Genomic DNA, 14,196 nt, shown 5'->3' with positions numbered 1-14,196 from the left:
CGCCTGAGGAGCGCTCATGACCGCCACAGAGCCAGCCGCCGCCGACCCGAGCACCAACGGCGGTCCACAACGCCGCGGATTCGGCATCGACGTCGGCGGGAGCGGCGTGAAGGGCGGCATCGTCGACCTGGACACCGGGCAACTGATCGGCGAGCGCTTCAAACTGGAGACGCCGCAACCGGCGACGCCGGAATCCGTCGCCAAGACGGTCGCCGCGGTCGCCAAGGAATTCGGCTGGACCGAAAAGCTCGGCGTCACGTATCCCGGAGTGATCACCGACGGCATCGTGCGCACGGCGGCCAACGTCGACAAGCGATGGCTCGGGGTGAACGTGCGCGACGCGTTCGCCACCGCCCTCGACGGCCAACAGGTGACGGTGCTCAACGACGCCGACGCGGCGGGGCTGGCCGAGGAGAAGTTCGGGGCGGGCAGGGACAACTCCGGGGTGATCGTGTTGCTGACCTTCGGCACCGGTATCGGCTCAGCGGTGATTCACAACGGCGTGCTGTTGCCGAACACCGAATTCGGCCACCTCGAGGTCGGCGGAAAAGAAGCCGAGCATCGAGCGGCGTCGTCGATCAAGGAGAAAAAGGGCTGGAGCTACGAGCGCTGGACGAAAGAAGTGACCAGCGTGCTCGTTGCGATTGAAAACGCGATTTGGCCCGACCTGTTCATCGCGGGCGGCGGCATCAGCAGGAAGGCCGACAAGTGGATTCCGCTGTTGAAGAACCGCACACCGGTGGTCGCCGCGGCACTGCAGAACACCGCGGGCATCGTCGGCGCGGCGATGGCCGCTGAGGTGGATGTCACCGCTACCGCCAAGTAGCAGTCCAACCGACGCGCCAAATTTGCCGCTCAACCCGGCGGTACCTCACACTGTCGTTACAATGGTCAACGGCGGCCGCATCCCGGATAGCGGCGAGATCAACCGCCGATACTCGACATAGCCGACGCTTTTCGATGGCGCACGACCGTGCCCTTCGGAAATTGCAAGATCGAAAGGGTGTACGTGGCAGCGACAAAGGCACGCCCGGCAACCGATGAGCCGGTGAAGCGCACCGCTACCAAGGCCCCTGCCAAAAAGACTTCCGCGGCACGGGCCGCAGATTCGACCGGGGCGGCACGGGCCGCAGATTCGACTGGGGCGGCGAAATCCTCCAACGGCTCTGCGGCCGCGAAGCGGGCCACCAAAGCCGCCGCCAAGGCTCCCGCGACGAAGGCCGCCAAGGCACCGGCCAAGGCCGCCAAGGCCAAGGCCGACGGTCCCGCTCCTCGCACCCGCGCCAAGAAGGCCACCTCGCCAGAGGGCGCCGTCGACGAAGAGCTCACCGAAGAGGTCGAGAGCGACGACGAGCTCGAGGCCGAGCCCGGTGAGGACCTCGAAGACGCGGATCTGGACCTCGAGGATCTCGAGGTCGATGACGAAGGGGCAGGCGAAGAGGAAGCCGCCGACGAGGAAAGCTCGGAGGAAGAGACCGAGCCCGCAGCCGACGCCACCAAGGACGCTGCGGTGGCCGAGGACGACGAGATCGCCGAGCCCAGCGAGAAGGACAAGGCCTCCGGGGACTTCGTCTGGGACGAAGAGGAGTCCGAGGCGCTGCGGCAGGCCCGCAAGGACGCCGAGCTCACCGCGTCGGCGGACTCGGTGCGCGCCTACCTCAAGCAGATCGGCAAGGTGGCGCTGCTCAACGCCGAGGAAGAAGTCGAGCTGGCCAAGCGGATCGAGGCAGGCCTTTATGCCACTCAGCTGATGGCAGAGCTGGCCGAAAAGGGCGAGAAGCTGCCCGCCGCGCAGCGGCGCGACATGGCGTGGATTTGCCGCGACGGCGACCGCGCGAAAAACCATCTGCTGGAGGCGAACCTGCGGCTGGTGGTGTCGCTGGCCAAGCGGTACACCGGTCGCGGCATGGCGTTCCTCGACCTCATCCAGGAAGGCAACCTGGGCCTGATCCGTGCTGTCGAAAAGTTCGACTACACAAAGGGTTACAAGTTCTCCACGTATGCCACCTGGTGGATTCGGCAGGCGATCACCCGCGCGATGGCCGACCAAGCCCGCACCATCCGCATCCCGGTGCATATGGTCGAGGTGATCAACAAGCTCGGCCGCATCCAGCGCGAACTGCTGCAGGACCTCGGCCGCGAGCCAACTCCTGAAGAGCTGGCGAAGGAAATGGACATCACGCCGGAGAAGGTGCTGGAGATCCAGCAGTACGCGCGTGAGCCGATCTCGCTGGACCAGACCATCGGCGACGAAGGCGACTCGCAGCTTGGCGATTTCATCGAGGACTCCGAGGCGGTTGTCGCGGTCGACGCGGTGAGCTTCACGCTGCTGCAGGATCAGCTGCAGTCGGTGCTCGAGACGCTCTCCGAGCGGGAGGCGGGCGTGGTGCGGCTGCGGTTCGGCCTGACCGACGGCCAGCCCCGCACGCTCGATGAGATCGGTCAGGTTTACGGCGTCACCCGCGAGCGGATCCGCCAGATCGAGTCGAAGACGATGTCAAAGTTGCGTCACCCCAGCCGTTCCCAGGTGCTGCGCGACTACCTGGACTGAGCCATTCGCGTTTCACCGTCCACGACTGTGCGTCTGGTCGTCGCCGCGGGTGTTCTGATCGTCGGGGTGGCTGCCTGTTCTTCCACAGAACACGGCGGCCCTTCGCACGCCGACACGCTGAAGGCCTGGCGCAACCAAGCTCAACCGACCATCGACAAGATGAACGACGCGTTGGCGTGGTTCGAAGGTGCGGTGCGAAGCTCAGACTACCCCGGCGCCCAAAGCGCCTGCCGGTCCTTCGCCGAGGGTGTGAGCAGGCTGGAACACGAACTGCCGTCGCCGGACGACGACGTCACCGCGGTGCTCGAGGAAGCCGTCGGACATTTCCGCGACTTCGATCGGGAATGCGTGACGGTCAACCCGGAGATGACCCAGGATCAGGCCAACACCGTGGTGTCCCTGCGCGACAAGGGCATCGAGCGAATCAAGACGGCAGTCGCGATGATGGACCGCCTCGAACAGCAGTGAAGCCAACACGCCGCCGAGCGGATGCAGCTGTGAAGTTGCTGAGAGGGTAAGGTCTCGCCGTGCCCGAAAAGCCTCCGATGATCCCGCCTGTTCCTGTTGTCCGTGCCGTCAACGCCGTTCGCGCCGGCGCGCAGCGCGTGAGCCGTCTGTTGGCGCCGGGAGGCGTCAACGCACTCGAGTTGCTGACCGGCGCATGGACTGCGCAGGCGATCTATGTCGCGGTCAAGCTCGGCATACCGGACGAATTGGCCAAGGGTCCGTTGTCGGCGGCCGAAGTGGCGCGCCGGGTCGGTAGCGACGGCGATGCGACTTACCGGTTGATGCGTGCGCTGGCATCCCGCGGCGTTCTGCGCCAGCGCGCCGACCGCACGTTCAAGCTGACGTCGGTCGGCAAGGCGCTGCGCGCCGGTACACCAGGCTCGGTGCACGGCTTCGCATTGTTCTTCGGGCATCCACTGCGCTGGGAGGACTGGGGAAACCTGCTCTACTCGGTGCAGACCGGCAAACCGTCGGTGGCCATGCTGCGCGGCATGCCGTTCTTCGATTACGTGGAAACCGATCCGGATCTCGCCGCGGCGTTCAACGACGCGATGACGGCGGGCAGCGAGTTCGCGATTCACGCCGTGTTGGCGGCCTACGACTTCAGCGGCTTTCGCAAGATCGTCGACGTCGGCGGCGGCCATGGCAGGCTGCTCTCGACGATCCTGGCGAAGGCGGCCACGCCCCGCGGCGTGCTCTACGACCTGCCCGCCGTCGTCGATGGCTCGGGCCAGGAACTCACCAAGGCCGGAGTCGCCGCGCGATGCGAGGTCATCGGCGGGTCGTTCTTCGACTCTGTGCCCGAAGGCGGCGACGCCTACCTGATGAAGGCGATCCTGCACGACTGGAGCGACGACGACGCGCTGACCATCCTGGCCAACGTGCGCAGCGCGATCCCGCCGGACGGTAAGCTGCTGCTACTGGAAAGCGTTCTGCCGGAACGGTCTTCGTCAGACCTCGGCCTGATGATCGATTTAGAGATGCTGGTCGCGGTCGGCGGCAGGGAGCGTACCCGCGCCGAGTGGGAGAACCTGTTGGGAAGAGCCGGCTTCCGGCTCAACCGTGTCGTGCAAACGGCCAACCCGATATCGATCGTCGAAGCCGTCCCCGTCTGATCAACCGCGCGAATCACGCCATGCCAGAGCCGCTTTGAGCTCTGCCAGGTCGTATCCGCTCGGCGATGCGAAGACAGACACCGTGAACATGGTGGCACCGGCATCGGCGAAGCTGTCTGCGGCGTCGGCGCTGACCCATGACACCGCACGTTCGATCTCAGCGTCATCGCGGCCGATCTTCGCGGCCTGTTCGGCGAGGACGCCGTTCTTGCGCACGAACAGATCGAGTTCACTGCTGGTGTGCCATATGTCGGCGAACCGCGCTGCAGCGGGGATGGTTTTCTTCTCGCCGCCACCGCCGATCAGCACCGGGATCTTGCGTAGCGGCGGTGGCGCCAAGCTGGGCAGCCGGTCTTCGATGCGTTTGAGCGCGGCGATGAACAATTCATGCCGCGACGACACCGTGCCGTAGTCGTAGCCGTACTCGGTGTAATCGGGTTCGTACCAACCGGCGCCGATGCCAAGGATCAGGCGACCGCCGCTGATGTGATCGACGGTCCGCGCCATATCAGCGACCAGGTCGGGGTTGCGGAATCCCGCGCCTCCGACGAGCAGGCCGAGTTCGGCGCGGGAGGTGAACTCCGCCCACGAGGCCAGCGCGGTCCAGGCTTCGAAGTTGTTCTGCACGGGCGGGTTCGGGTCCGTGATGGGACGCCCATTCGCATCGCGCCCAGTGACCGCGGGAACGAGGAAATGGTCGTAACCGAAAATGGCGTCGACGCCAAGGTCTTCGGCGCGCAGCACGGCGTCACGCCACGCAGAGTAATTCGGTGACGCCGCCGGCGGGATCTGCGCTGCGATGCGTATCGGTCGAGTCATACGACCTCCGACGGTGCCGCACGGCGGATTATTCCGTCGCCCGGCGTGTCTGTGACGCGCCTGGGTCAGCGCTTCTTGTCGCGCACCTTGTAGGTCGACGGCCACGACTCACGGGTCTCGTCACCAACCAGCGGAACACCCTTGCTGCCGATCCGGATGTCGTAGGCCTCCTTGCCCGCGCCTACCTCACGGTTGGCGTGTTCCGTCGCAAGGTAGATCAGCTGATCGATCTCGGCTTCGGCGAACGCGACGAACGTCGTCTTACGAACGACGTCCTCAGGCGGCGGCGCCATCCTCTCCGGCAGCACCCGCGATGCCAGCGCGGCCAAGCCGAGGAAGGAGAACGGAATGACCCAGTAGCAGACGAACGACAGCGGTGTCTTGGTGTCGAGAATCGTCGCGTCCCCCTGCACGATGGGCGGGATCGCCGACGACACCGTCATGCCTGCGAATGCGGCGATCCAGATCCACGTCAGCACCGACGTGATGCGGAGGAAGACGTCGCTCTCGATCACCTCTTTCGGCTGATCGGCCTCGGCGATCTCACGCACGAAGGGTCTGCCTGCGAGAGCGCTGATCAACGCGACCAAGAAGATCCCGGCATTGCTCAGCGGCTGCATCCAGCGCTCCATGAAGGACTGACTCAATGTGAATGTCAGCACCGTCAGGACCAAAAACGTTGCGACCGCGCCAATTTCGAGCGTCCGACCCGGCGCTTTCCTGACCCGCCCGATGACGAACGACAACACGGCGACCGCAAGCGCGACCAGCACCGCCGCCGTGAACGGGACGTTGCCGACAAGCACCCAATAAACGATCCACGGCGCGAAGCCCAACAGAATGCCCACGAGTGGTCAGTCTAAGTTGTCAGTCAACGGCACAACTGTAAACCTATTGCCCCCGCCGCCTGCGCCGCTACTTTGTACGCATGACGCTGCAGCGCCGCACGGTGAGCACTGGCACCGAATACGAGTCGTTCGTCGGGTACTCGCGCGGTTCGGACCGGTCCGCACATCGCCGTGGCGGGCACAACGGGAGCGGGCCCGGATATCGCCGCCCAGACACGAGAAGCATTGCGGCGCATTGAAATTGCGTTGACCGAAGCCGGCGGATCACTGTCCGACGTGGTGCGCACGCGGATGTACGTCACCGACATCTCGCTGTGGGCGCAAGTCGGTGCGGTGCACGCCGAGGTGTTCGGCGACATCCGTCCAGTCGCCACCATGGTCGAGGTTTCCGCGCTGATCGCGCCGGAACTCATGGTCGAGATCGAAGCAGACGCGTACCTGAACGGCTAACCCGTTAGCGTCCCAAACCTGCCGGTTTCGTCCGGTCGGTAAGTCGTGACGTTTATCACAGCCTGAACGGGTAATTCTCCGTACAGATGAGGGAACACCACGCCATCGGGATCGGTCGGAACGCCAGGCTCCCAGCGAACCGGAGAGGACAGCCGTGCAGGGTCGATGCGCAACAGCACCAAGTCGGTGCGACCGGCGTAGAGCCGGTTGGCTGGCAGGTGCACCTGCTCAGGCGTCGACAAATGGACAAAGCCGACCGTTTCTAGCGACTCGGGACGAAGTGCGCCTCCCTGCTGCGCGGCCTTCCACTCATCGTTGCTGCAAAGGTGAACCAGGACGCCGGACGCGTGATGCATACCGCCAGCCTGCACCCGCTGCAAATCGACGCAAGCGTGAGACACGACACACCCGTAAACGTTCGGGGAACAAGGCCGGAACCGAAAACGTCTGAGACAGTGGATGTACGCGAAGCATTACGGAGGTCGCCATGAACGCAACGCTCACCAGTCCCGAATTCACCAGGGCTGACCGCTGCGATCGCTGCGGGGCGGCCGCGCGTGTACGCGCAAAGCTTCCTTCCGGAGCGGAGTTGCTGTTCTGCCAGCATCACGCAAACGAGCACGAGGCCAAGCTGGTCGAGTTGGCCGCGGTCCTCGAAGTCAGCCCGCTGGAGCCCTAGCACCGAATAGGCAATGCTGGACTGGTCATGAGCGACCAGCCCCAGCCTCTGCCGGTTCCGCCGTCACGCCATCACATCTGGCACATCGTCCGGCGGACGCTATCGAAAAGCTGGGACGACTCGATCTTTTCGGAATCCGCGCAAGCGGCGTTCTGGTGTGCGCTGTCGCTGCCTCCCCTGCTGTTGGGGATGCTCGGAAGCCTGGCGTACATCGCGCCGCTGTTCGGGCCTGACACATTGCCGACGATCCAGGAACAGTTGATCAGCACGGCGGGCCGGTTCTTCTCGCCCAACGTCGTCAACGAGATCATCGCGCCGACCGTGCGCGACATCGTCAAGGGCGCTCGCGGCGAGGTGGTCTCTCTCGGGTTCGTCATCTCGCTGTGGGCCGGCTCATCGGCGATATCCGCATTCGTCGACTCGATCACCGAGGCGCACGATCAGACGCCGCTGCGGCACCCGGTGCGTCAGCGGTTCTACGCGCTCGGCCTGTATGTGGTGATGCTCATCGGAGCGGTCGTCGCGGCCCCTCTGCTGGCGTTGGGCCCGCGCAAGGTCGCCGCGTACCTTCCCGACAGCTGGGACAACGCGCTGGCATACGGCTATTACCCGGTGCTGTTCGTCGGCCTGGTGTTGGCGGTGAACATCCTCTACCGGGTGTCGCTGCCGAAACCGCTGCCATCACACCGGCTTTTCATCGGATCGGTCCTTGCCACGCTGGTGTTCTTGATCGCGACGTTCGGGCTGCGGGTGTATCTGACGTGGATCACCAGCACCGGCTACACCTACGGCGCGCTTGCGACGCCGATCGCGTTCCTGCTGTTCGCGTTCTTCCTCGGCTTCGCGATCATGACCGGCGCCGAGTTGAATGCCGCCATCCAGGAGGAGTGGCCTGCGCCCGTCACGCATGCCAGACGGCTGCGGGGGTGGCTCGAAGAGAAGGCCGAGTCGCTGAACGGCAACGGCGCCGCAACCACCCAACCGGCGGCCTCGACGGCCGACGGCGACACTACTTCTTGAGCTTCTCGTAGATCCGCTTGCACTCCGGGCACACCGGCGAACCGGGCTTGGCGGCACGCGTCACGGGAAACACCTCGCCGCACAACGCGACGACATGCGTACCCATGACGGCGCTCTCGGCGATCTTGTCCTTCTTCACATAGTGGAAGTACTTCGGGGTATCGCTATCGGTGCCATCGTCGACGCGTTCGTCGGTGTCCGTGCGCTCGATCGTCTGGGTTCGCATGTCGTCCATTCTGCCTATCGGGAATCCGAGGCGTACAGCCAACGACAAGTGTGGAACAGTGGTGGATATGAAACACGGCCCCGAGCTGAGTTTCGACGACGATGGCAGGCCTGTCCTGATCACTCGCGCCGCGCCCTCCTACGAAGTCCAGCACCGCGAACGAGTGCGCAAGTATCTGACCCTGATGTTCTGGCGGGTGCCCGCCCTGATCCTGGCCGCCGTGGCATACGGCATCTGGCACAACGGGCTGATCTCGCTGGCGATCCTTCTGATATCCGTGCCGCTGCCGTGGATGGCCGTGCTGATCGCCAACGACCGGCCGCCCCGGCGAGCCGAGGAACCGCGGCGCTACGACGCGCAACGTCGGATACCGCTGTTCCCGACGGCTGAACGGCCCGCCCTCGAACCGGGCGCACACCCGACGCCGCAACCGGACGACGTCGATCCGCCGCGCGATGTGCCCAGCTGAGACGCTTCTGTCTCTTTTCTAAGGACATTCTCAGGTCGAGCGGGAAAAACCGCAGATCAGAACGTGTGATCCCGGAGTGGGGTGGGAACTCTTAGCGGCACGTGGGCGTTGTAGCTCATGACAGATCGACCCGATCAGGAGGCCGTCATGGCAAATGCCACCACTACCCGCGTCGACTCCGACCTGGACGCCCAAAGTCCGGCCGCTGACCTCGTGCGCGTGTACTTGAACGGCATCGGCAAAACGGCCCTGCTGAATGCCGCTGACGAGGTCGAGCTCGCAAAGCGCATCGAGGCAGGCCTTTACGCGCAGCATCTGCTCGATACGCGGAAGCGCTTGGGCGACAACCGCAAACGTGATCTTGCCGCCGTCGTGCGCGACGGCGAGGCCGCCCGTCGGCATTTGTTGGAGGCCAATCTCCGGCTGGTGGTGTCGCTGGCGAAGCGCTACACCGGGCGCGGGATGCCGTTGCTGGATCTGATCCAGGAGGGCAACCTCGGTCTGATCCGCGCGATGGAGAAGTTCGACTACACCAAGGGATTCAAGTTCTCGACGTACGCCACGTGGTGGATTCGTCAGGCCATCACCCGCGGCATGGCCGACCAGAGCAGGACCATTCGGCTACCAGTCCACCTCGTGGAGCAGGTCAACAAACTCGCACGGATCAAGCGCGAGATGCACCAGAACCTCGGCCGCGAGGCCACCGATGAGGAACTCGCCGCCGAGTCCGGGATCCCCGCCGAGAAAATCGCCGACCTGCTGGAGCACAGCCGGGACCCGGTAAGCCTGGACATGCCCGTCGGCAGCGATGAAGAGGCCCCGCTGGGCGACTTCATCGAGGACGCCGAGGCGATGTCGGCTGAGAACGCCGTGATCTCCGAGTTGCTGCACACCGACATCCGCCACGTGCTGGCGACGCTCGACGAGCGTGAGCAGCAGGTGATCCGGTTGCGGTTCGGCCTCGACGACGGCCAACCGCGCACCCTCGACCAGATCGGCAAGTTGTTCGGGCTGTCCCGCGAACGGGTCCGCCAGATCGAGCGCGAGGTGATGGCCAAGCTGCGCAACGGCGAGCGTGCCGACCGGCTTCGGTCATACGCAAGCTAGCTACCAGACGAACGAGCCCGCCGGTCCCCCCGCCGGCGGGATCGTCGCCGTGTGGGGCCCAGTTTTCCCAGCTTGACCGGTAGACTCTGGCATGACGGAGGGTTGCCTAATGAACGATCTTGTCGATACCACCGAGATGTATTTGCGGACCATCTACGACCTCGAAGAAGAGGGCGTGGTGCCGCTGCGTGCCCGCATCGCGGAGCGTCTGGAGCAGAGCGGTCCGACCGTCAGCCAGACCGTGTCGCGGATGGAGCGTGACGGGCTGCTGCACGTCGCAGGTGACCGCCACCTGGAGCTGACGGAAAAGGGCCGGGCGTTGGCGATCTCCGTCATGCGCAAGCATCGCCTCGCCGAGCGGCTGTTGGTCGACGTGATCGGGCTGCCGTGGGAAGAGGTGCACGCCGAGGCCTGCCGGTGGGAGCACGTGATGAGTGAGGACGTCGAGCGTCGGCTGGTGCAGGTGCTCAACAACCCGACCACCTCGCCGTTCGGCAATCCCATCCCCGGTCTGTCCGAGCTCGGCGTCGACGACTTGGGCGGCGACCAGATCAACCTGGTGCGGCTGACCGAACTGCCGTCGGGGATGCCCGTCGCGGTCGTGGTGCGACAGCTCACCGAACACGTCCAGGGCGATACGGAATTGATCTCCCGGCTCAAGGACGCCGGTGTGGTGCCGAATGCCAGGGTGACCGTCGAGGCCAACGACCAGGGCGGCGTGCTGATCGTGATCCCCGGCCACGAGCAGGTCGAACTCCCTCATCAAATGGCGCATGCCGTGAAGGTCGAAAAGGTCTGATTTCAGGCTCATCCGGCACGACTGCCGGGCGCCCGCACCGGCGGCAGCGCCACGCCCAACTGGTCCGCCAGCCGGTACCCGGTGAGCGCGAGATTGCGGATCTTCTCCGGCCGCAGCCCCGACTGCAACGCGGTGTCGAGCATGCCTGCCATCCGATGGGCCGGGTCGGCGCGCAGCGCGGCCTCCAGTGACACGCCGGCCAACGGTCCGTCGCCGCGTGCGTAGGCCGAAAAAGCCAGCAGCACCAGGGCCTCGACCCGCCAGGGTTCCGGAAGGGTGCGTGACAACAGCGCCCACAACTCCTCGGCCTGGTCGGCGTTCTGGCCGATCGCCAGCGCGTAGAGGGTGTCTCGCACCCGCAGGTCAGTCAGCGCCCACGCCAGCCGAGCCAGTGCGTGGTCGTCGAGTGCGGCGCCGTCGGCCACCCGCGCTGCCGCTGCGATAGTCGCCTCGACGTCCGCGCGCGCCGCCTGTCTGGGCCGCTCCGCCGACGCCGGTGCGCGCGCGTCGATGACTTCGGCGAGAGTCTGTGTCCGGACGCGGTCGGCGATCGCGATCACGTCCTGCAGTTCGGCTCGTCGGCCGTACAGCCTGCGCCCGTCGAGCACAGCCGCCACCGCCAGCGGCGACGCCGACGGGTCTTCGACGGTGCCTGCGTTGCCGCAACCGTCGGCACAGTGCCAGCGCGCGCCTGCCGCGACCTTGCCGACGATATGGGCCGCCAGCAGTTCGACACCCTGTTCGGCCAGTGCGGTCGCGAGGTCGCCGGCCAGTTCGCGGTACTCGTCGCTGCACAACCGGCAGTTCACACCGTTCTCGTCGATGATCACCGCGATGGCCGCGTCGGGTTTGGCCGCCGCAGCGACCTCGGCGATGTGTGCCAACGAGTCTGGCAGTTCGTCTGAAAGATCAACGCGCATAACACATCCCATCTCGCCGCGGTCGACTGTCACGAGCACGAGGGATTTCTCCGGCACGAAGCCGAGCACGGCGGGCAACGCGGCGATCAAAACGCCGGGCCGGTTGAGGTGGAAGTCGGGTGATTGCGATGTCGTCATGACGCAAAGCTGCCAAGCGGCGGTGTCGCGGTTGCGCGCAGAAATTACTTTTTGGGGGGGCCTGTGGACGAATTCGGGTCTGGGGAAAACCGGCGCGCTGGTGCAACAGACAAATATTCACCAACCGTTGATGCCCGTCAGCGTGCGAACTGGCCGCAAGCGGCGTAGACCTTTTGCCATGGGTTCCATGGTTGAGTACGACCTCGTCGTCATCGGTTCGGGCCCTGGCGGCCAGAAAGCCGCGATCGCGGCGGCAAAGCTCGGCAAGTCGGTGGCGGTCGTTGAGCGCGGCCGGATGCTCGGCGGTGTTTGCGTGAACACCGGAACCATCCCATCCAAGACCCTGCGCGAGGCGGTCGTCTACCTCACCGGCATGAGCCAGCGCGAACTGTACGGCGCCAGCTACCGCGTGAAGGAGAAGATCACCCCCGCCGACCTGTTGGCCCGCACCCAACACGTCATCGGCAAGGAGCAGGACGTGGTGCGGTCGCAGTTGATGCGCAACCGGATCGACCTGATCCAGGGCCACGGCCGGTTCGTCGACGCGCACACAGTGCTGGTCGAGGAACCCACCCGGGGCGAGCGCACCACAGTCACCGGCGATTACATCGTGATCGCGACGGGCACCAAGCCGGCTCGTCCGACCGGCGTCGAGTTCGATGAGGAGCGGGTGCTCGACTCGGACGGGATCCTCGATCTGAAGTCACTGCCCGCCACGATGGTGGTGGTCGGCGCGGGGGTAATCGGCATCGAGTACGCGTCGATGTTCGCCGCGTTGGGCACCAAGGTCACCGTCGTCGAGAAGCGCGACAGCATGCTGGACTTCTGTGATCCCGAGATCGTGGAGGCGCTGAAGTTCCACCTGCGCGACCTCGCGGTCACATTCCGGTTCGGCGAAGAGGTGACCGCGGTCGACGTCGGGGCGGCGGGCACAGTGACCACGCTGGCCAGTGGCAAGCAGATCCCTGCCGAGACGGTGATGTATTCCGCTGGCCGCCAAGGTCAGACCGATCACCTCGACCTGTCCAACGCCGGCCTCGAAACCGATTCCCGCGGGCGCATTTTCGTCGACGACCAATTCCAGACGAAGGTCGACCACATCTACGCCGTCGGCGATGTGATCGGCTTCCCCGCGTTGGCCGCGACGTCGATGGAACAAGGTCGACTGGCCGCCTACCACGCGTTCGGTGAACCCACCGCGGGCATAACCGAAATCCAGCCCATCGGCATCTACTCCATTCCCGAGGTGTCGTACGTCGGGGCCACCGAGGTCGAGCTGACCAAGGACTCAATCCCTTACGAGGTCGGGGTGTCTCGGTATCGAGAACTCGCCCGCGGCCAGATCGCGGGCGACTCGTACGGCATGCTGAAGCTGCTGGTGTCCACCGAGGACCTGAAGCTGTTGGGAGTGCACATCTTCGGTACCAGCGCCACCGAGCTGGTACACATCGGCCAGGCGGTCATGGGCTGCGGCGGCACTGTCGAATATCTCGTCGACGCGGTGTTCAACTACCCGACATTCTCCGAGGCGTACAAGGTTGCCGCACTTGACGTGATGAACAAACTGCGCGCGCTGAACCAATTCAGGAGCTAGTCGCAGTCGTCCGCGAACGCCGTCGGCGCCGCGTCCGCAGGCCCACCCGCCTCGGCGCGGGCAAGAAGCTGCTTGACAGCATCGCCGAAAGGCGGTGAGTACGAGATGCTTTCGTCTGCGCAACCGCCCCCGTTGAGCCCACCGATCACGCCGATGACCGATGATCCCTCGATCCACGGCGCACCCGAAAGGCCGTCGACCAACTGAGCGCAGTCCACCGACGGAAAACCGTTGGTGTCGGGCGCGGTCGTTGTTTGACAGCCGACTGGGCCGCCACCGACCCCCATCCCGTAGCCGCTGACGCTGACTTGCGTGCCTGGCTTCGGGGCCGCGCCCAACTGCAGACCACCGCCGGCCTGTGCCTCCACCGATCCGCCCGCGTCACGGCTGACCCGGGCGATGGCGAAATCGGCCATCGGGTCCTGGTTCTGCACCCAGCGCGGATCGAGGTAGACCGCGTCGACATGCCAAATGGCCGCCGGCGCGGCGGAGTCCTTCAAACCGGCCACGAACGTCGTGTCGGTACCCTCAGCCATGCAGTGAGCGGCGGTGATGATGAGATCGCCTGCGGTCGAGTCGAGCACGCCGCCGGTGCAGGTGTGTAGTTCTCCCGCGCCCAAGAACACCGCGCCCACCCTTGGATCTGGCGGCACCGGCGCCGCCGTGGGTGGCGCCTCGGCGCCCGCAACCGAAGGCTGGCTGGTCGCAGCTGTCGCCGGGTCGGCAACCGTCGGCTGTTTGGTACATGCCGCGGCCAGCAACACCAACAGCCCCGTCACCTGCGTGGCCCGGCGTGCGGCGGAGAAGCGCATGACCATCGATCTTGCCCGATGCAGGCGGCGCGCATCCGGGTGATCTGCGGTACGGCGCGGACGGCAAACTTTTCGCAACAACCGATTGATGCGGTGCCGTCGCGGGCACCCCCGCCGGAATGCGAGATCGGTGCGGTTGTGT

Annotated in this window: 16 protein-coding genes and 1 pseudogene; 11 read left to right on the top strand and 6 right to left on the bottom strand. The window is 65.4% G+C overall.

The window, feature by feature from the left end:
• The first annotated feature begins 16 nt into the window (after window positions 1-16).
• The 4 genes from ppgK to ACGFK1_RS04170 all read left to right on the top strand — a co-directional run bounded on the left by ppgK (window position 17) and on the right by ACGFK1_RS04170 (window position 4,173).
• Complete coding sequence (gene ppgK / locus ACGFK1_RS04185) at window positions 17-826, top strand: polyphosphate--glucose phosphotransferase (RefSeq protein WP_393425964.1); 810 nt, start codon at window positions 17-19, stop codon at window positions 824-826.
• Window positions 827-1,009: 183 nt separating this feature from the next.
• Window positions 1,010-2,551 carry an RNA polymerase sigma factor gene (locus ACGFK1_RS04180; RefSeq protein WP_393425961.1) on the top strand — a complete coding sequence of 514 codons (1,542 nt, stop codon included), beginning with the start codon at window positions 1,010-1,012 and terminating at the stop codon, window positions 2,549-2,551.
• 27 nt (window positions 2,552-2,578) lie between these two features.
• On the top strand, window positions 2,579-3,019 hold the full coding sequence (locus tag ACGFK1_RS04175; RefSeq protein ID WP_393425958.1) for a hypothetical protein: 441 nt from the start codon (window positions 2,579-2,581) through the stop codon (window positions 3,017-3,019).
• A gap of 77 nt (window positions 3,020-3,096) precedes the next feature.
• On the top strand, window positions 3,097-4,173 hold the full coding sequence (locus ACGFK1_RS04170) for a methyltransferase (protein ID WP_393426357.1): 1,077 nt from the start codon (window positions 3,097-3,099) through the stop codon (window positions 4,171-4,173).
• Here the strand turns inward: ACGFK1_RS04170 and ACGFK1_RS04165 are convergent, their stop codons facing one another.
• Complete coding sequence (locus ACGFK1_RS04165) at window positions 4,174-4,992, bottom strand: LLM class F420-dependent oxidoreductase (RefSeq protein ID WP_393425955.1); 819 nt, start codon at window positions 4,990-4,992, stop codon at window positions 4,174-4,176. It lies immediately after the preceding gene.
• Between the two features lie 65 nt (window positions 4,993-5,057).
• Complete coding sequence (locus ACGFK1_RS04160) at window positions 5,058-5,840, bottom strand: hypothetical protein (RefSeq protein ID WP_393425952.1); 783 nt, start codon at window positions 5,838-5,840, stop codon at window positions 5,058-5,060.
• Between the two features lie 80 nt (window positions 5,841-5,920).
• Here ACGFK1_RS04160 and ACGFK1_RS04155 point away from each other — a divergent pair.
• A pseudogene (locus ACGFK1_RS04155) lies at window positions 5,921-6,290 on the top strand (RidA family protein).
• On the opposite strand, the gene ACGFK1_RS04150 reads toward ACGFK1_RS04155, so the two are convergent.
• On the bottom strand, window positions 6,287-6,646 hold the full coding sequence (locus ACGFK1_RS04150) for a DUF952 domain-containing protein (RefSeq protein WP_393425949.1): 360 nt from the start codon (window positions 6,644-6,646) through the stop codon (window positions 6,287-6,289). The pseudogene ACGFK1_RS04155 and the gene ACGFK1_RS04150 sit on opposite strands and share 4 nt — an antisense overlap.
• Window positions 6,647-6,777: 131 nt before the next feature.
• Between ACGFK1_RS04150 and ACGFK1_RS04145 the strand changes: the two genes are divergently transcribed.
• Together ACGFK1_RS04145 and ACGFK1_RS04140 are read left to right on the top strand one after the other, a co-directional pair.
• Window positions 6,778-6,969 carry a hypothetical protein gene (locus tag ACGFK1_RS04145; RefSeq protein ID WP_393425947.1) on the top strand — a complete coding sequence of 64 codons (192 nt, stop codon included), beginning with the start codon at window positions 6,778-6,780 and terminating at the stop codon, window positions 6,967-6,969.
• 27 nt (window positions 6,970-6,996) lie between these two features.
• Window positions 6,997-7,989 carry a YihY/virulence factor BrkB family protein gene (locus tag ACGFK1_RS04140; RefSeq protein WP_393425944.1) on the top strand — a complete coding sequence of 331 codons (993 nt, stop codon included), beginning with the start codon at window positions 6,997-6,999 and terminating at the stop codon, window positions 7,987-7,989.
• Here ACGFK1_RS04140 and ACGFK1_RS04135 read toward each other — a convergent pair.
• Window positions 7,979-8,215: a DUF3039 domain-containing protein gene (locus tag ACGFK1_RS04135; protein ID WP_041313890.1), complete on the bottom strand. Its 237-nt coding sequence runs from the start codon at window positions 8,213-8,215 to the stop codon at window positions 7,979-7,981. The two genes, ACGFK1_RS04140 and ACGFK1_RS04135, sit on opposite strands and share 11 nt — an antisense overlap.
• A gap of 67 nt (window positions 8,216-8,282) precedes the next feature.
• Between ACGFK1_RS04135 and ACGFK1_RS04130 the strand changes: the two genes are divergently transcribed.
• The 3 genes from ACGFK1_RS04130 to ACGFK1_RS04120 all read left to right on the top strand — a co-directional run bounded on the left by ACGFK1_RS04130 (window position 8,283) and on the right by ACGFK1_RS04120 (window position 10,590).
• Complete coding sequence (locus ACGFK1_RS04130) at window positions 8,283-8,684, top strand: DUF3099 domain-containing protein (protein ID WP_393425941.1); 402 nt, start codon at window positions 8,283-8,285, stop codon at window positions 8,682-8,684.
• Between the two features lie 147 nt (window positions 8,685-8,831).
• Window positions 8,832-9,791 (top strand): sigma-70 family RNA polymerase sigma factor SigB, encoded by a 960-nt coding sequence (gene sigB, locus ACGFK1_RS04125; RefSeq protein WP_393425938.1) that lies wholly within the window; start codon window positions 8,832-8,834, stop codon window positions 9,789-9,791.
• 109 nt (window positions 9,792-9,900) lie between these two features.
• Window positions 9,901-10,590, top strand: coding sequence for an iron dependent repressor, metal binding and dimerization domain protein (locus ACGFK1_RS04120; RefSeq protein ID WP_393425935.1), 690 nt, complete (start codon window positions 9,901-9,903; stop codon window positions 10,588-10,590).
• An 8-nt stretch (window positions 10,591-10,598) separates the two neighbouring features.
• Here the strand turns inward: ACGFK1_RS04120 and ACGFK1_RS04115 are convergent, their stop codons facing one another.
• The gene (locus tag ACGFK1_RS04115; protein ID WP_393425932.1) at window positions 10,599-11,648 is read right to left on the bottom strand and encodes a DUF4192 domain-containing protein; all 1,050 of its coding nucleotides are present in this window, start codon (window positions 11,646-11,648) and stop codon (window positions 10,599-10,601) included.
• A gap of 187 nt (window positions 11,649-11,835) precedes the next feature.
• Here ACGFK1_RS04115 and sthA point away from each other — a divergent pair, with 187 nt between their 5' ends.
• Window positions 11,836-13,242, top strand: a complete 1,407-nt coding sequence (gene sthA / locus ACGFK1_RS04110) for a Si-specific NAD(P)(+) transhydrogenase (RefSeq protein WP_393426354.1) — start codon at window positions 11,836-11,838, stop codon at window positions 13,240-13,242.
• Here the strand turns inward: sthA and ACGFK1_RS04105 are convergent.
• Window positions 13,239-14,054: a trypsin-like serine peptidase gene (locus ACGFK1_RS04105; RefSeq protein ID WP_393425929.1), complete on the bottom strand. Its 816-nt coding sequence runs from the start codon at window positions 14,052-14,054 to the stop codon at window positions 13,239-13,241. The two genes, sthA and ACGFK1_RS04105, sit on opposite strands and share 4 nt — an antisense overlap.
• Window positions 14,055-14,196: the final 142 nt, after the last annotated feature.

This window comes from Mycobacterium sp. NPDC048908, assembly GCF_043197955.1.
Lineage (GTDB): Bacteria > Actinomycetota > Actinomycetes > Mycobacteriales > Mycobacteriaceae > Mycobacterium.
The sequence above is the reverse complement of the archived record's forward strand: the minus strand, read 5'-3'. Positions and strand labels throughout refer to the sequence as shown.

What these genes read in the sequence shown, in the direction of transcription:
- ACGFK1_RS04130 (WP_393425941.1), top strand. Translation starts at nt 8,283, where the DNA reads ATGAAACACGGCCCCGAGCTGAGTTTCGACGACGATGGCAGGCCTGTC.
- ACGFK1_RS04140 (WP_393425944.1), top strand. Translation starts at nt 6,997, where the DNA reads ATGAGCGACCAGCCCCAGCCTCTGCCGGTTCCGCCGTCACGCCATCAC.
- ACGFK1_RS04105 (WP_393425929.1), bottom strand. Translation starts at nt 14,054, where the DNA reads ATGCGCTTCTCCGCCGCACGCCGGGCCACGCAGGTGACGGGGCTGTTG.
- sigB (WP_393425938.1), top strand. Translation starts at nt 8,832, where the DNA reads ATGGCAAATGCCACCACTACCCGCGTCGACTCCGACCTGGACGCCCAA.
- sthA (WP_393426354.1), top strand. Translation starts at nt 11,836, where the DNA reads ATGGTTGAGTACGACCTCGTCGTCATCGGTTCGGGCCCTGGCGGCCAG.
- ACGFK1_RS04150 (WP_393425949.1), bottom strand. Translation starts at nt 6,646, where the DNA reads ATGCATCACGCGTCCGGCGTCCTGGTTCACCTTTGCAGCAACGATGAG.
- ACGFK1_RS04145 (WP_393425947.1), top strand. Translation starts at nt 6,778, where the DNA reads ATGAACGCAACGCTCACCAGTCCCGAATTCACCAGGGCTGACCGCTGC.
- ACGFK1_RS04115 (WP_393425932.1), bottom strand. Translation starts at nt 11,648, where the DNA reads ATGACGACATCGCAATCACCCGACTTCCACCTCAACCGGCCCGGCGTT.
- ACGFK1_RS04170 (WP_393426357.1), top strand. Translation starts at nt 3,097, where the DNA reads ATGATCCCGCCTGTTCCTGTTGTCCGTGCCGTCAACGCCGTTCGCGCC.
- ppgK (WP_393425964.1), top strand. Translation starts at nt 17, where the DNA reads ATGACCGCCACAGAGCCAGCCGCCGCCGACCCGAGCACCAACGGCGGT.
- ACGFK1_RS04120 (WP_393425935.1), top strand. Translation starts at nt 9,901, where the DNA reads ATGAACGATCTTGTCGATACCACCGAGATGTATTTGCGGACCATCTAC.
- ACGFK1_RS04135 (WP_041313890.1), bottom strand. Translation starts at nt 8,215, where the DNA reads ATGCGAACCCAGACGATCGAGCGCACGGACACCGACGAACGCGTCGAC.
- ACGFK1_RS04165 (WP_393425955.1), bottom strand. Translation starts at nt 4,992, where the DNA reads ATGACTCGACCGATACGCATCGCAGCGCAGATCCCGCCGGCGGCGTCA.